Here is a 14273-nt window from a genome sequence, read left to right on the forward strand (position 1 = left end):
CCAGATCCCACCCGGGCGGGCGCGCCGTCGTCAGTAGTCGACGTTGCGCCGGAGCTTGTTGCCGAGCCAGAGCATCGCGAGGCTCACGACGAGGAAGCCGACGGCGATACCCACCCCGAACACGGCGACGCCGCCCCAGCCGCCGGCGCGGGCCGGGTCGATGAACCAATACGGGTACCACCCGACGAAGGCGCCGCGGACGAGCGAATACACAAGGTAGGCAATCGGGTACAGGAGCCACCACCAGAGGTGACGAAGCTCAAGGCGGGCGAGCGGCGGCTGGAACAGCCAATCGGCCACCATCACGACCGGCATGACGTAGTGCGTGACGGCGTTCACCCACGGCGCCACGATGCCGACGTCCTGGTTGGAGAGGAGGAGACCAAACACGATCCCGACGATCGCGATGGCGATCGTCGCCGTCCCCCGGATGACGTCGTCGGCCTCGCTCGGCCGGCGCCCCACGAGTACGCGGTAGCCGCTGATCGCAAGCACCACGGCCGTGAAGACGTTCGAGAGGATCGTGAAATAGCTGAAGAAATTGACGATGTCAGCACCGTGCTGCGAGCTGATGACGAGCTGCGTGCCGACGGCCGCGAAGGTGAGAGCCGCGAAGAAGAAGCGTGCCCCCACGAATATATTCCGCTTCATGGGTCAAGCTTCCGCGAGACGGCGCCGCGGCGCCGTCCGCCACGCCGGAATCTACCGGTACCCGATGCGGTGCTGCGGCGCGACTGACTCCGCGACGGCGGACCGCACCCGCCCGTGCAGCCCGCGCAGGCCGGCGCGGTCCACACGGGCCTCGATGATCTCCCGGCCGCCCGACCTCGGCCGGGCCAACGCGGAAGCCGCCTCCGCCGTCGTCCGCACGAGGGTGTGCCGCACGCCGTAGCCGGCCGCGAGCGCGCGGAGATCCGCTTGGTGCGGGGTGCCGAAGAGGCGTTCGACGGCGGCCGCGGCCCCCGCGCTGGCTCCGTCGCCGCCCACTCGGCCGTGCTCGAGGAGCCCGAAGATCGCCCCGCCCGAGTCGTTGAGCACGACGATCCGCAGCGACGGCTCGGCCTCCCCCACGCCGAGCAGGAGGCCCCCGGCGTCGTGCAGGAACGTGAGGTCGCCGAGGAACAGCGTCGTCTCGATCCGGTTCCCGAGCCAGAGACCCGTCGCGGTCGAGACGGTGCCGTCGATGCCGGCGAGCCCGCGGTTCGCGAAGACGCGCGCGCCGGGCTCCGTGGCCGGGGACGCCGCGAGGTCGACGTCGCGGATGCCGTTCGACGAGCCGAGCAGGAGCTGGCCCGCCGTGCTCTGCCAGACGAGCTGCGCAAGCCGCGGCCCGGAGAGCGGCGCCGCGGCGAGCACCCGGTCGAGCGCCTCTTGGGCGGCGGCCCCCGCAAGGAGCCACGTGTCAAGCCAGCCTTCAGCTCCGCGGCCCGCGAACTCGGAGAGCTCGTCGAGATCCGCGACCAGCCGCTCACGCCGTCGCCCCTCCTCGAACCACGCGACGGGGCGAGGGTGGAACAGCGCAGTCTCGACGCCGTCGCGTGCGAGGAGCGCCGTCACGGGGCGGCTGAGCGTGGGCCGCCCGAACAGCACGACCCGCTCGATGCCCTCGCCCGGATGCGCGTCGAGCAGCACCCGGTACGGCCCGACGGCGTGGGTCCCGAAGCGCGCGTTCGACGACGGCTCCGCGAGGAGCGGGAGCCCGTGGGCCGCCGCGAAGGCCTCGGCGAGCGGCCCGGCACCGTGCCCCGCCATGACGACGGTACGCCGTGGCGGGAGCCCGCCGAGCGCCGCAACGGCGGGCCGGCGGTACGCGAAGCCCTCGGACGGCGGCTGCTCCCACCCACCCGCGGGCGGCGCCCACCCCTCGGCCGGGACGAGCGGCTCGCGGAAGCACACGTTGAGCTGGACGGGCCCCGAAGGCACCCCTGGGAGCAGCCCCGACGCGGCGCTCAGCGCCGTCCGCACGGCCGACGACGGCGACTCCCCTGCCGCGACCGACGTCGCGAAGCGCACGTGCTCGCCGAAGAGGTCGAGCTGCTCGGTCGTCTGGTTCGCGCCGGTCCCATGCAGTTCCTCGGGCCGGTCGGCCGAGAGGACGACGAGCGGAACCTCGGCGTGGTTCGCCTCCATGACGGCGGGCAGGACGTTCCCGACGGCCGTGCCGCTCGTGGTGAGCACCGCCGTCGGCCGCCCCGACGAGAGCGCCGCGCCCAAGGCCGTGAAGGCCCCCGCCCGCTCATCGATCCGCACGACGAGCTCGAGCAGCCCGCGACCCTCGGCCTCGGCGAGGGCGTACGCGAGCGGAGCACTGCGGGAGCCGGGGCACACCACAACGCGACGGACGCCGCCCGCGAGCAGTCCGGAGACCACTTCGCGGGCGGCGTCGAGGGAGCCGAGAGAAGTCACACTTCCATCGTAGGCAAGCGGAGGGCCGCGCGGCTCCGCGAAACCTGCACTTCTCGCGGCAGCCCGCTACTTCTTCGCGTGGACCGCCGGGAGCACCTGCACGATCGCGGGGCGCGGCGCGCGCACGGCCTCGGCGGGGACTGCCGCGCCAGCCGAGACGAGCCCCGGGACGTAGTCCGGGAAGTACGAATTCGGCACCGTGAAGGTGCCCTCCTCGCCCGGATGCTGAACGGCGACGAAGACGTGCCGGTCGGCGTCGCGCACCACCGGCCCGCACGTTTCGGCGTCGCGCGGCACCGAGAGGAACTGCTCAACCTTGCCGCGCTCGGGGCCCTCAAGGGTCACGCGGAAGAGGCCGTCGTTGTAGCCGATCGAGCTCGGGGCGCCGTCCGTGGCGAGCCACATGTAGCCGGACGAGTCGAACGCGACGTTGTCCGGGCACGAGATCGGCGAGACCTCGTCCGCGGGGTAGCCGCCGAAGTACGTAGATTGATTCGTGGCCGGGTCGCCACACACGAGCAGCAGGTTCCACGCGAACGTCGTCGCGGTCTGGTCGCCGCCGTCCTCCGTGATCTCGACAATGTGGCCATCGCGGTTCTGCCGGCGGGGGTTGGCCTCGTCCGCGGGCGCGTTCGAGCCGACGCCGCGGTTCGAGTTGTTCGTGCAGACCACGTAGACCTTGCCGGTCTCGGGGTGCGGTTCGACGTCCTCGCACCGGTCCATCTTCGTGGCGCCTGCCAGGTCCGCGGCGAGGCGCGTGTACACGAGCACCTGCTCGACGCTCATGCCGGCCACCGCGGACTTCCCGTCGACGACGAGCGGGAGCCACTCGCCGCGGCCGTCGAACGCGCCGTCGCTCGGCAGCTTGCCGGAGCCGTCGACCTCGGACGACGGCGAGTTCCCGGCAAAGCGCGCGACGTAGAGGTTGCCCTCGGAGAGCAGCGTCTTGTTGTGCTCGCGGTCGGCCTTACCGGTGCCGGGCCGGTAGACGCCCTTCGAGACGAACTTGTAGAGGTAGTCAAAGCGCTCGTCGTCGCCCGAGTACGCGACGACGCGCCCGTTCGCGGCGATGCGGACGTTCGCGCCCTCGTGCTTGAAGCGGCCGAGCGAGGTGTGCTTCTTCGGGGTCGACGTCGGGTCGAGCGGGTCGACCTCGACGATCCAGCCGAAGCGGTTCGCCTCGTGGGCGTAGTCCGGGGTCCGGGTATCGAAGCGCGGGTCGTCGAGCTCCCACCTGCGGTTGGTCGGCTTGTCCGCAAGCCCATAGCGCTTCTCCTCCCTCGACGTCCCGGACGTGCGGAAGTAGCCGTTGAAATTCTCCTCGCCCGAGAGCACGGTGCCCCACGGCGTCGTGCCGCCCGAGCAGTTGCCGAGCGTCCCGCGGACGGTGCGGCCCTCCTGGCCCCTGGGGTCGCTCGGGTTGGCCAGGAGCGCAGAGCCGGCGGCGGGGCCGGTGAACTCATACACCGTGTCGGAGAGGTAGCGGCGGTTGAGCGGGGCGCCCTTGACGTAGCGCCAGGCCTCATTCTTGTTCTTCCGTTCGAGTTCGACGACGCTCAGTCCGTGCGCTGCGCGGGCGACGGCGCGGACTCCGGCCGGGTCGGCAGTGGCCTGGGCGTCGGAGAACATGATGCCCTCGTTCGTGTACTCGTGATTCGTGAAGAGGACAGCCCGCTTCCCTGCGGTTCCGGGGATCTCGATGACGTCCGTGTAGTCGTTGTTGTAGCCGAACTGGCGGGCCTGCGCTGCGGCCGTCTGGTGCTCGAGGTCGAACGCGGGACTGTCGTCGAAGAGGCCGTCGCCCCAGCGGATGATCGGCCGCCACGCGTAGCCCTCGGGCACCGTGAACTCGTCGACGAGCTTGTCGACCGGGCGGATCGGGGTGAAGTCGAGCTTGGTGTTCGAGGATGACACAGCCTCCGCGCGCCCGGCCGCGCCGCCCGTGAACGCGAGCGTGAGCGCGCTCGCGAGGCCCAGGCCGAGGGCGGAGCGGCGCGAGAGCTCGCCCGCGACGATGTCCCGTAAATAGCCGTTGGACGACGTATTGCAGACGTCGCCGAGGCACGCGTTGTCGCACTTGAGCGCGCACGTGACGGCGCTGCGCTTGCCACGGACGTGGTCGAGCATGGGCAGGAGCGGGCGGCGTTGATCGAACATAGGGTTCCTCCGGGTGCAGGGGTGCTGAGGTGGACGGGCCTCAAGCTGAACATTGGCAGTCAAAACCCAGTTGGTTTTCAGGTTAATTTCAGGAAAACCTGCTCCGGCCCAAGAATGTCGGAGCCCGATGGGAGACTGTGGCCATGGCCGACACCGCCGAACACCGCCGCCTTGCAGAGTCCCCCGGGGACTCGGACCCCTGGCGCCTCTGGGGGCCGTATGTCGCCGGACGCCAGTGGGGAACGGTCCGCGAGGACTACTCCGCCGATGGCGACGCGTGGAACTTCTTCCCGTTCGATCACGCGCATCGCCGCGCCTATCGGTGGGGAGAGGACGGGATCGCCGGGCTGTGCGACCGGTTCGGCTTCCTCAACTTCGGCCTCGCGCTGTGGAACGGGGAGGACGATCGGCTCAAGGAGCGCTATTTCGGCCTCACGAACAGCCAGGGCAACCATGGCGAGGATGTGAAGGAGCATTGGTGGCACCTCGACGCGACGCCGACGCATTCGTGGGCCCAGACCTTGTATCGCTATCCGCAGGCCGCCTATCCCTATGAGGATCTCGTGCGCGTCAACGGGTCCCTCCCGAGGGAGGACCCCGAGTATGAGCTCGCCGATACGGGAGTGCTGCGCGAGGACCGCTTCTTCGACGTCGAGACGGTCTACGCGAAGGCCTCGCCCGACGACGTGTGCGTGACGATCACGGCCACGAACCGCGGGCCGGATCCCGCGCCGCTCGATCTGCTCGCGCAGCTCTGGTTCCGCAACACGTGGGCGTGGGGCCGCGACGACCGCACGCCGCTCATCCGACGCGTGCTACCGCCGGAGCTGAGGCCGGGCGGCGTCGTCGCCGTCGAGGCGAGCCACGGATTCCTCGGCACCTACCTTCTGGCCGCCCAGACCGACTCGCCGTCCCACGGCGCGCCCGAGGTGATGTTCTGCGACAACGAGAGCAACGACGTCGCCCTCTTCGGCGCCGCCAAGAACCGAACGGCACACCCGAAGGACGCGATCGACGCCGCGATCGTGCGCGGGGACCGCTCGCTCCTCAATCCGGCCGAGACGGGAACGAAGGCTGCGTTCCGCTGGCACTTCGCGTCCATCGCGCCGAGCGAGAGCGTGACCGTCCGACTTCGGTTCACGGGCGAGACGCTGCCGCTCGAGCCGTTCGGGCTCGGGTTCGACGACGTCCTCGCGGACCGCGCGCGCGAGGCCGACGAGTTCTACTCAGCGGTCCTTCCCAACGCGAGCACCGAGGACGTTTTCGTCGCCCGGCGCGCCTTCGCGGGCCTCCTGTGGGGCAAGCAGCACTATCGCTACTCGGTGCGCGAATGGCTCGAAGGCGACCCCGCCTTTCCACCCCCGCCACCCCAGCGCCGGGCGCCGGACGCGAGGAACACCGGCTGGCGGCATCTCGCGCTCGCGGACGTGATCTCGATGCCCGACGAATGGGAGTACCCATGGTTCGCGTCCTGGGATCTCGCGTTCCACTGCACGGCGCTCGCGCACATCGACCCGGAGTTCGCGAAGAGCCAGCTCGTGCTCAAGTGCCGCGAGTGGGCGATGCACCCAGACGGGCAGCTCCCCGCGTACGAGTGGGCCTTCGGCGACGTGAATCCGCCCGTGCACGCGTGGGCCGCTTGGCAGATCTACTGCATCGACGGCTCGCGGGATGCGGACTTCCTCATGCGGATCTTCGCGAAGCTGCTCCTCAATTTCTCGTGGTGGGTCAACCGCAAGGACGCCGACGGCTCGAACCTGTTCGAGGGCGGCTTTCTCGGGATGGACAACATCGGGCTCTTCGACCGATCGAAGGGGCTCCCCGCAGGGCATCGCCTCGAACAGTCCGACGCGACGAGCTGGATGGCGTTCTATTGCCTCACGATGATGCGGATCGCGCTCGAGCTCGCGCGCGGGGACCGCGTGTGGGACGATCTCGCGACGAAGTTCCTCGAGCATTTCCTCGCGATCGCGGAGGCCATGGACACGTTCGGAAGCGCGGGCGTCTCGCTCTGGGACGACACCGATGGCTTCTTCTACGACGTGCTCGTGGGCGAGGACGGGAGCCAGGAGCGCCTTCCCGTGCGGAGCATGGTCGGGCTCCTGCCGCTCCTCGCGGTCGCGGTCGCACCCGAATGGGCCGTCGACGGGCTGCCCGACTTCGCCCAGAACCTGCATTGGCTCCAGCGGCACCGGCCGGACGAGACGGACGCGCTCGTGCGGACCTCGAACGGCTCGCCGCTCACGCTCGCGGTCCTGCACGGGGAGAGGCTCGAACGCGTCCTGGCGCGGCTTCTCGACGAGAACGAGTTCCTCTCCCCGTTCGGCATCCGGTCTCTCTCCGCGGCCTACCGCGTTCCGTACACGGTCGACGTCGCGGGCCAGCCCATGAGCATCGCCTATCTCCCGGGCGAGTCGGACTCCGGCCTGTTCGGGGGCAACTCGAACTGGCGCGGGCCCGTGTGGTTCCCGGTCAACGTCCTCGTGGCGGACGCCCTCGCGGTCTACGCGCAGGGCGCAGGGGCGGACCTCGCCGTCGAGTTCCCCACGGGCTCCGGCACGAAGGTGCCGCTCGCCGAGGCAGCGCGCAACCTCGAGGAACGCCTCGTGCGGCTCTTCCGGGCGGACGACGGCGGGCGTCGGCCCGCCACGCCGCGGCACCATCCGTCCGGCCCGCTCTGGGACGTGCACCCGACGTTCAGCGAGTATTTCCACGGCGACACCGGCGCAGGCCTGGGCGCGTCCCATCAGACGGGGTGGACGGCCCTCGTGGCACACCTGATCTGCCACTCGTAGACCCCTAGCGTCAGGACGCGGCGAGCACCCCGTAGCACCGCCGCAGCCGGTCGAGCCACCATGCCCGGCGCTCGGCGGGCGCGGCATATTCGGCGAGCAGCGCCAGATCCGGCGTCACCGCGCCGGACACCACCGGGCCGACCGGCAGGAAGCCGCCACGGGGCACGAGGGCCGGCCGTGCGACATCGTGCGAGAAGAGCGCACCCGTGCCAAGCCCGCACGCGTAAGGCAGTTCGGGCAGCGCGGCCGCGAGGGCGACCCCGGCGGCGAGTCCGATCGAGGTGTCGAGCGCAGAGCTCACGACGGCGGGAAGCCCGGCCTCACGCACGATCGCGAGGGCGCGCCGTACTCCCCCGAGCGGCGCCGCCTTGACGACGATGAGATCCGCGGCACCCGCGCGGGCGACCCGCAGCGGGTCCTCGGCCTTGCGGACGCTCTCGTCGGCGGCAATCGGCACGGGCGTCCCGGCCGCCGCGAGCCGCGCGCGAACCTCGGCGAGGCCCTCGATGCCCGCGGCGGGCTGCTCGGCGTACTCGAGTCCATAGGGAGCGAGGGCCGTGAGCGCGGCGACGGCCTCGGCCACCGTCCACGCGGCATTCGCGTCGACGCGCAGGGCCGCGTCGGGCAGGGCGTCGCGCACCGCGGCGACGCGCGCGACGTCGTCCTCAAGGCTCTGCCCGCGCTCGGCGACCTTGACCTTGACGGCGGTCACCGCGCCGTATTTGGCGAGGACCTCGGGGACGCGGTCGGCGGACACTGCGGGCACGGTCGCGTTGACGGGAATCCTGTCCCGCACCGGGGCCGGGAAGCCCTCCCACGCCGCTTCGACGGCGGACGCGAGCCAGCGGGAGGATTCGGCGTCGTCGTACTCGAGGAAGGGCGCGAACTCGCCCCACCCTGCCGGGCCGCGCACGAGGAGCGCCTCTCGCTCGAGCACCCCACGGAAGCGCACCGTGAGCGGAAGGCGGACGACGGCGGCGCTCGCCTCGAGCTCCGCAAGCGGTGGGAGGGCGCGAGCAGACATCATGCCACGACCCTCAGCACGAGCCACGCGGCCGCACCGCACGCGCCGATCACGAGGGCGAAGGAGAACAGCCACACGGCCGCGGGAATCCCGGTCTTGCGGGCGAGGATGAAGGCGTCCGAACTCGCGAGCTCGCGTCGCCGGGTCGTGTGGACGGTCACGAGGTTCCACCAGTCGCGCACCGCGCCGAACACGAGCGCGACGCCCACGCCGAGCGTGAGGTGCCCCTGCAGCCCGGGCGGCACGGCCACGACGAGCGCCGCGACCGCGAGGATCGTCCCGCTCAGGATCAGGACACCTTGGAGGTTGCGGATGAAGAGGAACACTGCGACGAGGACGACGACCGCGGCCGAGAGCGCCGCGCGGCCCCACCCCGCCGCCGAGGCCCAGACGAGGGCCGCACCCACGACGGCCGGCGCCGGGTAGCCCCAGAAGCCGAACCATACGGCGCGGCCCCGGCCCAGGCCCTGCGTCGTGCCGCCCTGGTCCATGCGAAGCGTGATCCCGGTGACGCGCATCCCCGTCGCGAGGCCCGCGAACGCGTGGCCGAGCTCGTGGACGATCGTGACGAAGCGGCCGAAGAACCGCCACAGGATGGGGATCGCGCACAGCGCCGCCGCCCCGGCGACGAGCCACACGAGCTCGGGCAGGGGCACGGCCAGCGGTGCGGTGTGGGTGAATCCTTGGACGAAGGCCGTCCACCAATCGTGAAGCATCGCTCACGACCCTAGCGGACCCGGCTGGGCCCACCGAAAGATCTGCCGAGGATTGGGCAAGGTTTCCGGTCGGCCCTCCGTCGGCAGTGTGGGATGGGGGACGAAGTGCTTTCGAGAGGACTCCGGGAAAGGGGGTGCGCGGCATGCCGGCGCTCAGTTCCTCTGCCTCGGCGACGGAGTCCGATTCGCCGGCGCCCGGCGCGACAAAGCAGCTGGTCGCTGCCGGGTGGCGGCTTGGGGCCCTTCCCTCGGCCTTCGGGGCTCGGGGCCTGGCCGAGCTCGTGGGCCTCGTGTTGGCCGTGGCGCTGGCCCTGCTGGCCGTAGTGCACTTGGATGCCACCGATCGCTCATGGCTCCTGTATTACGACTCCGACTCGGTGCTGCCCGCACTCGTCCGCGGGTCTGTCCAGGCCGGGCAGCCGCAGGATTGGTTCCTCTCGGCCGTGCTCTTCATCCCGGAGATGGGACTGTATTTCGCCTTGGCCGCGCTCGGACTCGGGGTGAAGGGCACGCTCGCGCTCAACGCCGTCGTCAATCTCCTCCTGCTCTACGCCGCGCTCAGGTTCCTGAGCGGCATCGCCCAGCGGGCGCTGCCGCCATCGCGTCGCGTCGGCGGTGCCCTCGTGGCGTTCGCCACGGTCGTGTTCCTGATGCTTCTCGAGGACTCCCCTCGCGGGGACACGTTCGAGATCGCGTCGCTGCTGGCAACCACGACGTACTACGGCCTGACCGTGCTCGCGTCGATCACGGCAACGGGACTGGCAGCCCGTCTGGTCACTGCGCCGCCCAGCAGACGCCGACGGTGGCAGGAAGCCGCACTCACGGCCATGAGTGCCGGGGCGACCCTGACCAATCCCCTATACCTGGCATGGGCCGCGATGCCCTTGGTGCTGGTCCTCGCCCTCATGGCCGGGCGACGCGTCATCGGGTGGCACCGCTTCCTGCGGGTCGGGGCCTTCCTCCTATTGGGCGGCGGCGTGGGGTTCGCGGCGAGAATCCCGTTCGCGCACCTTGTCGCCAAGGACGGGCCCGACTACGCCAAGCCCGGGCTCGCCGCCTGGGCCGCCCTCCGGTATCCGCTGAGCCTCGCCGACCGTACTTCGACGATCCCCGGGGCCCTGGCTCTGACCCTGGTCGTCGCGCTGATCCTCGTCTCCGCGATCGTGTACCGCAGATCCCTCGCGTCACGGGATGCGACGACATTGATGGTCTCCGGAATAGGTTGGGTGGCGCCCGTGGCGGTCCTCGTCGGCTCGATCGCCCTCGGCGCGTACACCCCGCGGTACGTCCAGCCGCTGTTCTTCGCCCCCGTGTGCACGCTCGTTTTCGCGCCACGGCTGTTCCCCCATGGCATCGCCTTCGTGCGCCGCCTTTCCAAGCGGGAGATTCGGAGGCTGCTGGCCAGCATCCTCGCAGTGCTTCTGGTCGTGTCGGCTGGTCTGACGCTCGCCCTGGGCAGGTCGGCCGCCGTCGTCGACCCGGACATCCAGTGCGTCGACGCGTGGACCACTGCGAACCAGCGCACCGGCGCTGGAGACTTCTTCAGCACGCGCGGGCCCAAGGCCTATCTCGCCGAGCCCTACCGCCTGATCCAGGTCGACTACCTCTTCCGCGCCTATCCTTGGCTCGCCGATCGCGCGGACTACTCCCGATCCATGGTGTCGTTCGTGCTGGCCGACTCCCTGACCGAGTCCGAGCATCCCCGGCTCGCGTTGCCGCCCGCCGCGCGCACCGCGCCATCCACCACCATCCGATGCGGCCGGTACACGATCACGGACTTCGGCACCGACATCCTCCCCATCGGGCCAGTCCCTGCCCACTTCATGCAATGACGCCGCAGCGCTCTTGTTGGGCCCACCGCTGAGGCGTCGCCTCCCGAGGGCGCAGGAGAGGACGACGACGGCGCCGGGCCGCCGCGAGCGGCGCCATCAGCGTTGCCCCGATACCCGGGCCATCCTGAGCGGCGCCTTATTTTGTCGGTGGCGAGTGGGATGGTTGGTCTATGGGGGAAATCATGGGGGAAGAACCGGCCGACGGTCCTGCGGACGATTCGGCGGACGACGGCGACAAGTCGCCTGCGCCTGGCGCGGGGCCTGCGCCTGACGAGCCGGGGGGTGCTGCGCTGTCCCCGGCCGCTGCGGAGTTCGAGGCCCGGACCGAGTTCGCCGACCGCCTGGTCGAGACGGTCCGACTGCTCGAGGCCCAGGAGTCCCGGATCCACGCCCTGCGGGCGCTGGTCGTCTCCGAGTTGCACGCGCACTTCCGCCGCGGCGCCAGGGACGCCCTCGAAGCCGCCGACGCCACCCCGATCACCGCCTCCGAGGTCGCCGCGGCCCTGAACGTCTCCGCACGCACCGGCCACGCCATCGTCCAAGAGGCCCTGGCCCTGGCCGACCCCGACCTCGCCCCCGTCCTCGAAGCCCTCGGCGCAGGCCGCCTCGACCGGCGCCGGGCCAGGGCCGTGATGGAGCACGCGTGCGCGCTCCCGCCCGGCCAGGGCGCACGGTTCAGCGCCGCCGCAATCGAGATCGCCTGCCCCGCCGACCCCCACCCGGCCCCCAGCCCTGGAGCCCTCTCCCGCCGGCTCCGCCGCCTGGCCGAGGACTACCACGACGAGCCCCTCGCCGCCCGCAAGGAGCGCGCCGCCGCGTTCCGCCGCGTCGACCTCGAACCCGGCAAGGACGGCATGTGCTGGCTCACCGCTCATCTGCCCCTCGAGGTCGGGGCCGCGATCGATACCCGGCTCGAGGCCATCGCCCGCTCGCTCCAAGGCCCCGATGAAGTCCGCGGGATCTCCCAGTTGCGCGCGGACGCCTTTCGGGACCTGCTCCTGGACTCCGCCCTTCCGGTGTGCGGACCGACGGCCGCTGGCTCGCCCGTCGCGGGTGCGTCCGCCGCTGGAGTGCCCGCAGTTGGCTCCCCCGCAGTTGGGCCGGGCGCCGAGGGAGCGTCCGTCGCCGGAGCATCCAGGGCCGGCTCGCGTGCGGTCGGTCCGCTTTTAGCCGGCTCGCCAGCCGCGGGAGCGCCTGCGGTCGGCTCGCCCGCAACAGGACGGCACCGCGCCGAGCCGCTCGGCGGCTCCGGGCCGATGGGAGGGGTGCGCACCGAGCTCGTCGTGACGGTTCCTGCCCGGACCCTCACAGGCGAGAGCGAGGCGCCGGGGGAGATCCTGGGCCACGGGCCCTTGGACGCCCCGACCGCCCGGCTTCTGGCCGCGGAGGCGGCGTCGTGGACGACCATGTTCGTCGACCCGCACAACGGTGCCCCGCTCGCCCTCGGACGACGCCGCTATACCCCCTCCCTCGCGATCCGCCGCTTCCTCGGCGCCCGCGACCGGGTATGCAGGTTCCCCGGCTGCGACAAGCCAGCTTCTGCCACCGAAGCCGACCACACCACCGAATGGCAGCACGGCGGAACCACCGACACCGCCAACCTCGCCCTCCTCTGCCGCGAACACCACCGCCTCAAAACCCTCGGCCACTGGAAAGTCCAACACCTCCCCCACACCCACGAACCCCCGCACCACCAGCACCCACACCCCGCCCCCGAAACGAAACCCGAATCCGAGGCCGAACGACCACAGCCACCACAGCCCCCTCCCGGCGGCGGAGTCCTCGAATGGACCTCCCCCACCGGACGCCGACACCTCACCTACCCCGAAACCGACCCACCCCCACCCTTCTGACAGCCCCGCCGAACCCCACCCCGCAGCAAGCACCCACAGCGATGCGAGCGACGGACCCTAGCGCGGTGTCCGCGAGGGAGTCAGGATGCTTGCATGCAGGGCACCCCGTTCCGGCCCCAGGTGACGGTGCCCGACGTTGTCGGCCTCCACTTCGACGAAGCACGAGACGTTGCGTCTGGCGCCGGGCTGGTCCTCGCCCAGAGGGACGCCGATGGGCCACCACTCTCCGCGCTCGCGTGGAAACGGCGCTGCCTCATCGTTGGTCAACATCCGGAACCCGGAGCAGCAGCGCTCAAATGGGACTCGCTCGTTGTCGACGTCATCATCGACGACGGACCCGCAGGTGTGCGCAAACCTCGGCGTCCGTTCCCGGGCGAGGGCGAGGCCCGGGCGGCCGAGCCAGAACCTCACAGGCCAGACCCTCACCGGCCAGACGAGCGGTGAGCCTGCGGGCTCCAACGCCCTTCGGCGCGCCCACAGGCTCGTGTGCCACGCTTGGGGTCATGGCTTCCATCCGCATGCACCCCGATACGCCGAGCCCTCCGCGGCACGGGCAGCCGATCCGCGACAGCATCGCGGGGCCTGGCCTGTTCATCGCGGCAGCCGTCGCCTCGGCGCTCGGCGTGGCCGCGACGTATGGATTCTTCGTCCGGACGACCACGGGGCAGTACATCGACGAATCAGCCCTCGACGAGGCTGTCGACGTATACGGCAGGGCGGTGAAGGCCGCCCTCGGGTTCCTCGACGCGCTGCCGACCATCGCCGTCGTCGTCGGGGCGGCCGGGCTGCTCTACGCGGCGGTCGTCAAACGCCGCTGGTTCGCGGCCGCCGTCGCCCTCTCCTCTGCGGCGGCAGCCAACCTCATCACCCAAGTCCTCAAGGCGTACGTCTTCACCCGCCCATTCCGGGGCGTCGAGACCCTCATGGAGAATTCGCTGCCCTCGGGCCACACGACCCTCGCCGCCTCGGCCGCAGCCGCTGTCTTCCTCGTCGCCTCGCCCTCGAAGCGCCCGTTTGTCGCGTTCGCAGGGAGCACCTTCGCGATCGCCTCGGGCGCGGCCACGCTCGTCAACCAGTGGCATCGCCCTGCCGATGTCGTCGCGGCGTTCCTGGTCGTCGGCGCGTGCACGGCACCTGCCGGGTGGCTCATCATGCGCGTGGGCTGGCGCTGGAACGCGTGGCAGGGTTTCGGCAGCGGGTGGGCCGCGTCGCGGCTCTGGCTCTCGCTCCCCCTCCTCGCAGGCCTCGGGGCAACGGCCCTCGCCGTCTCCGTGCTTGTGCGGATCGCCCCGGGCAGTGGCACGGCAAGTACGACTCATTACTTCTGGGCAGGGGTCTCGCTCATCGTCATCAGCGGCTACCTGCTCTGTATCGCCGCGACGTGGCTCTTCAGCGTGGCCGCACGGCGGGCATGAACGAGCCGCACAGAGACACATGACGACGCCGCGCAACCCGTCATTGCGCACGGTGGGCCGGGCAGCTACGCTAAG

The 14273-nt window shown here is 71.1% G+C and carries 10 protein-coding genes; 5 read left to right on the forward strand and 5 right to left on the reverse strand.

Annotated features, from left to right (window positions below; translation table 11 throughout):
* Positions 1-30 precede the first annotated feature (30 nt).
* The 3 genes from SPF06_RS02800 to SPF06_RS02810 form a co-directional block, all read right to left on the reverse strand.
* A complete protein-coding gene (locus SPF06_RS02800; protein WP_323277393.1) occupies positions 31-651 on the reverse strand; it encodes a Pr6Pr family membrane protein in 621 nt (206 codons plus the stop codon).
* Between the two features lie 51 nt (positions 652-702).
* Positions 703-2406: a 2-succinyl-5-enolpyruvyl-6-hydroxy-3-cyclohexene-1-carboxylic-acid synthase gene (gene menD / locus SPF06_RS02805; RefSeq protein ID WP_323277394.1), complete on the reverse strand. Its 1704-nt coding sequence runs from the start codon at positions 2404-2406 to the stop codon at positions 703-705.
* Positions 2407-2472: 66 nt separating this feature from the next.
* Positions 2473-4563, reverse strand: a complete 2091-nt coding sequence (locus SPF06_RS02810; protein WP_323277395.1) for a PhoX family protein — start codon at positions 4561-4563, stop codon at positions 2473-2475.
* A 143-nt stretch (positions 4564-4706) separates the two neighbouring features.
* On the opposite strand from SPF06_RS02810, the gene SPF06_RS02815 reads away from it, so the two are divergent.
* The gene (locus SPF06_RS02815) at positions 4707-7358 is read left to right on the forward strand and encodes an MGH1-like glycoside hydrolase domain-containing protein (RefSeq protein ID WP_323277396.1); all 2652 of its coding nucleotides are present in this window, start codon (positions 4707-4709) and stop codon (positions 7356-7358) included.
* Between the two features lie 10 nt (positions 7359-7368).
* On the opposite strand, the gene SPF06_RS02820 is transcribed toward SPF06_RS02815, so the two are convergent.
* Positions 7369-8385 carry an o-succinylbenzoate synthase gene (locus SPF06_RS02820; RefSeq protein ID WP_428985684.1) on the reverse strand — a complete coding sequence of 339 codons (1017 nt, stop codon included), beginning with the start codon at positions 8383-8385 and terminating at the stop codon, positions 7369-7371.
* Positions 8382-9098: a M50 family metallopeptidase gene (locus tag SPF06_RS02825; RefSeq protein WP_323277397.1), complete on the reverse strand. Its 717-nt coding sequence runs from the start codon at positions 9096-9098 to the stop codon at positions 8382-8384. Before SPF06_RS02825 ends, SPF06_RS02820 begins: the two co-directional genes overlap by 4 nt.
* Positions 9099-9241: 143 nt before the next feature.
* On the opposite strand from SPF06_RS02825, the gene SPF06_RS02830 reads away from it, so the two are divergent.
* The 4 genes from SPF06_RS02830 to SPF06_RS02845 all read left to right on the forward strand — a co-directional run bounded on the left by SPF06_RS02830 (position 9242) and on the right by SPF06_RS02845 (position 14198).
* Positions 9242-10930 (forward strand): hypothetical protein, encoded by a 1689-nt coding sequence (locus SPF06_RS02830; RefSeq protein ID WP_323277398.1) that lies wholly within the window; start codon positions 9242-9244, stop codon positions 10928-10930.
* 182 nt (positions 10931-11112) lie between these two features.
* Positions 11113-12783, forward strand: coding sequence for an HNH endonuclease signature motif containing protein (locus tag SPF06_RS02835; RefSeq protein WP_323277399.1), 1671 nt, complete (start codon positions 11113-11115; stop codon positions 12781-12783).
* Positions 12784-12876: 93 nt separating this feature from the next.
* Positions 12877-13227 (forward strand): PASTA domain-containing protein, encoded by a 351-nt coding sequence (locus SPF06_RS02840; protein ID WP_323277400.1) that lies wholly within the window; start codon positions 12877-12879, stop codon positions 13225-13227.
* A 59-nt stretch (positions 13228-13286) separates the two neighbouring features.
* The gene (locus SPF06_RS02845; protein WP_323277401.1) at positions 13287-14198 is read left to right on the forward strand and encodes a phosphatase PAP2 family protein; all 912 of its coding nucleotides are present in this window, start codon (positions 13287-13289) and stop codon (positions 14196-14198) included.
* The last annotated feature ends 75 nt before the right edge of the window (positions 14199-14273 follow it).

The organism is Sinomonas terricola, assembly GCF_034931225.1.
GTDB classification, from domain to species: Bacteria; Actinomycetota; Actinomycetes; order Actinomycetales; family Micrococcaceae; genus Sinomonas; species Sinomonas terricola.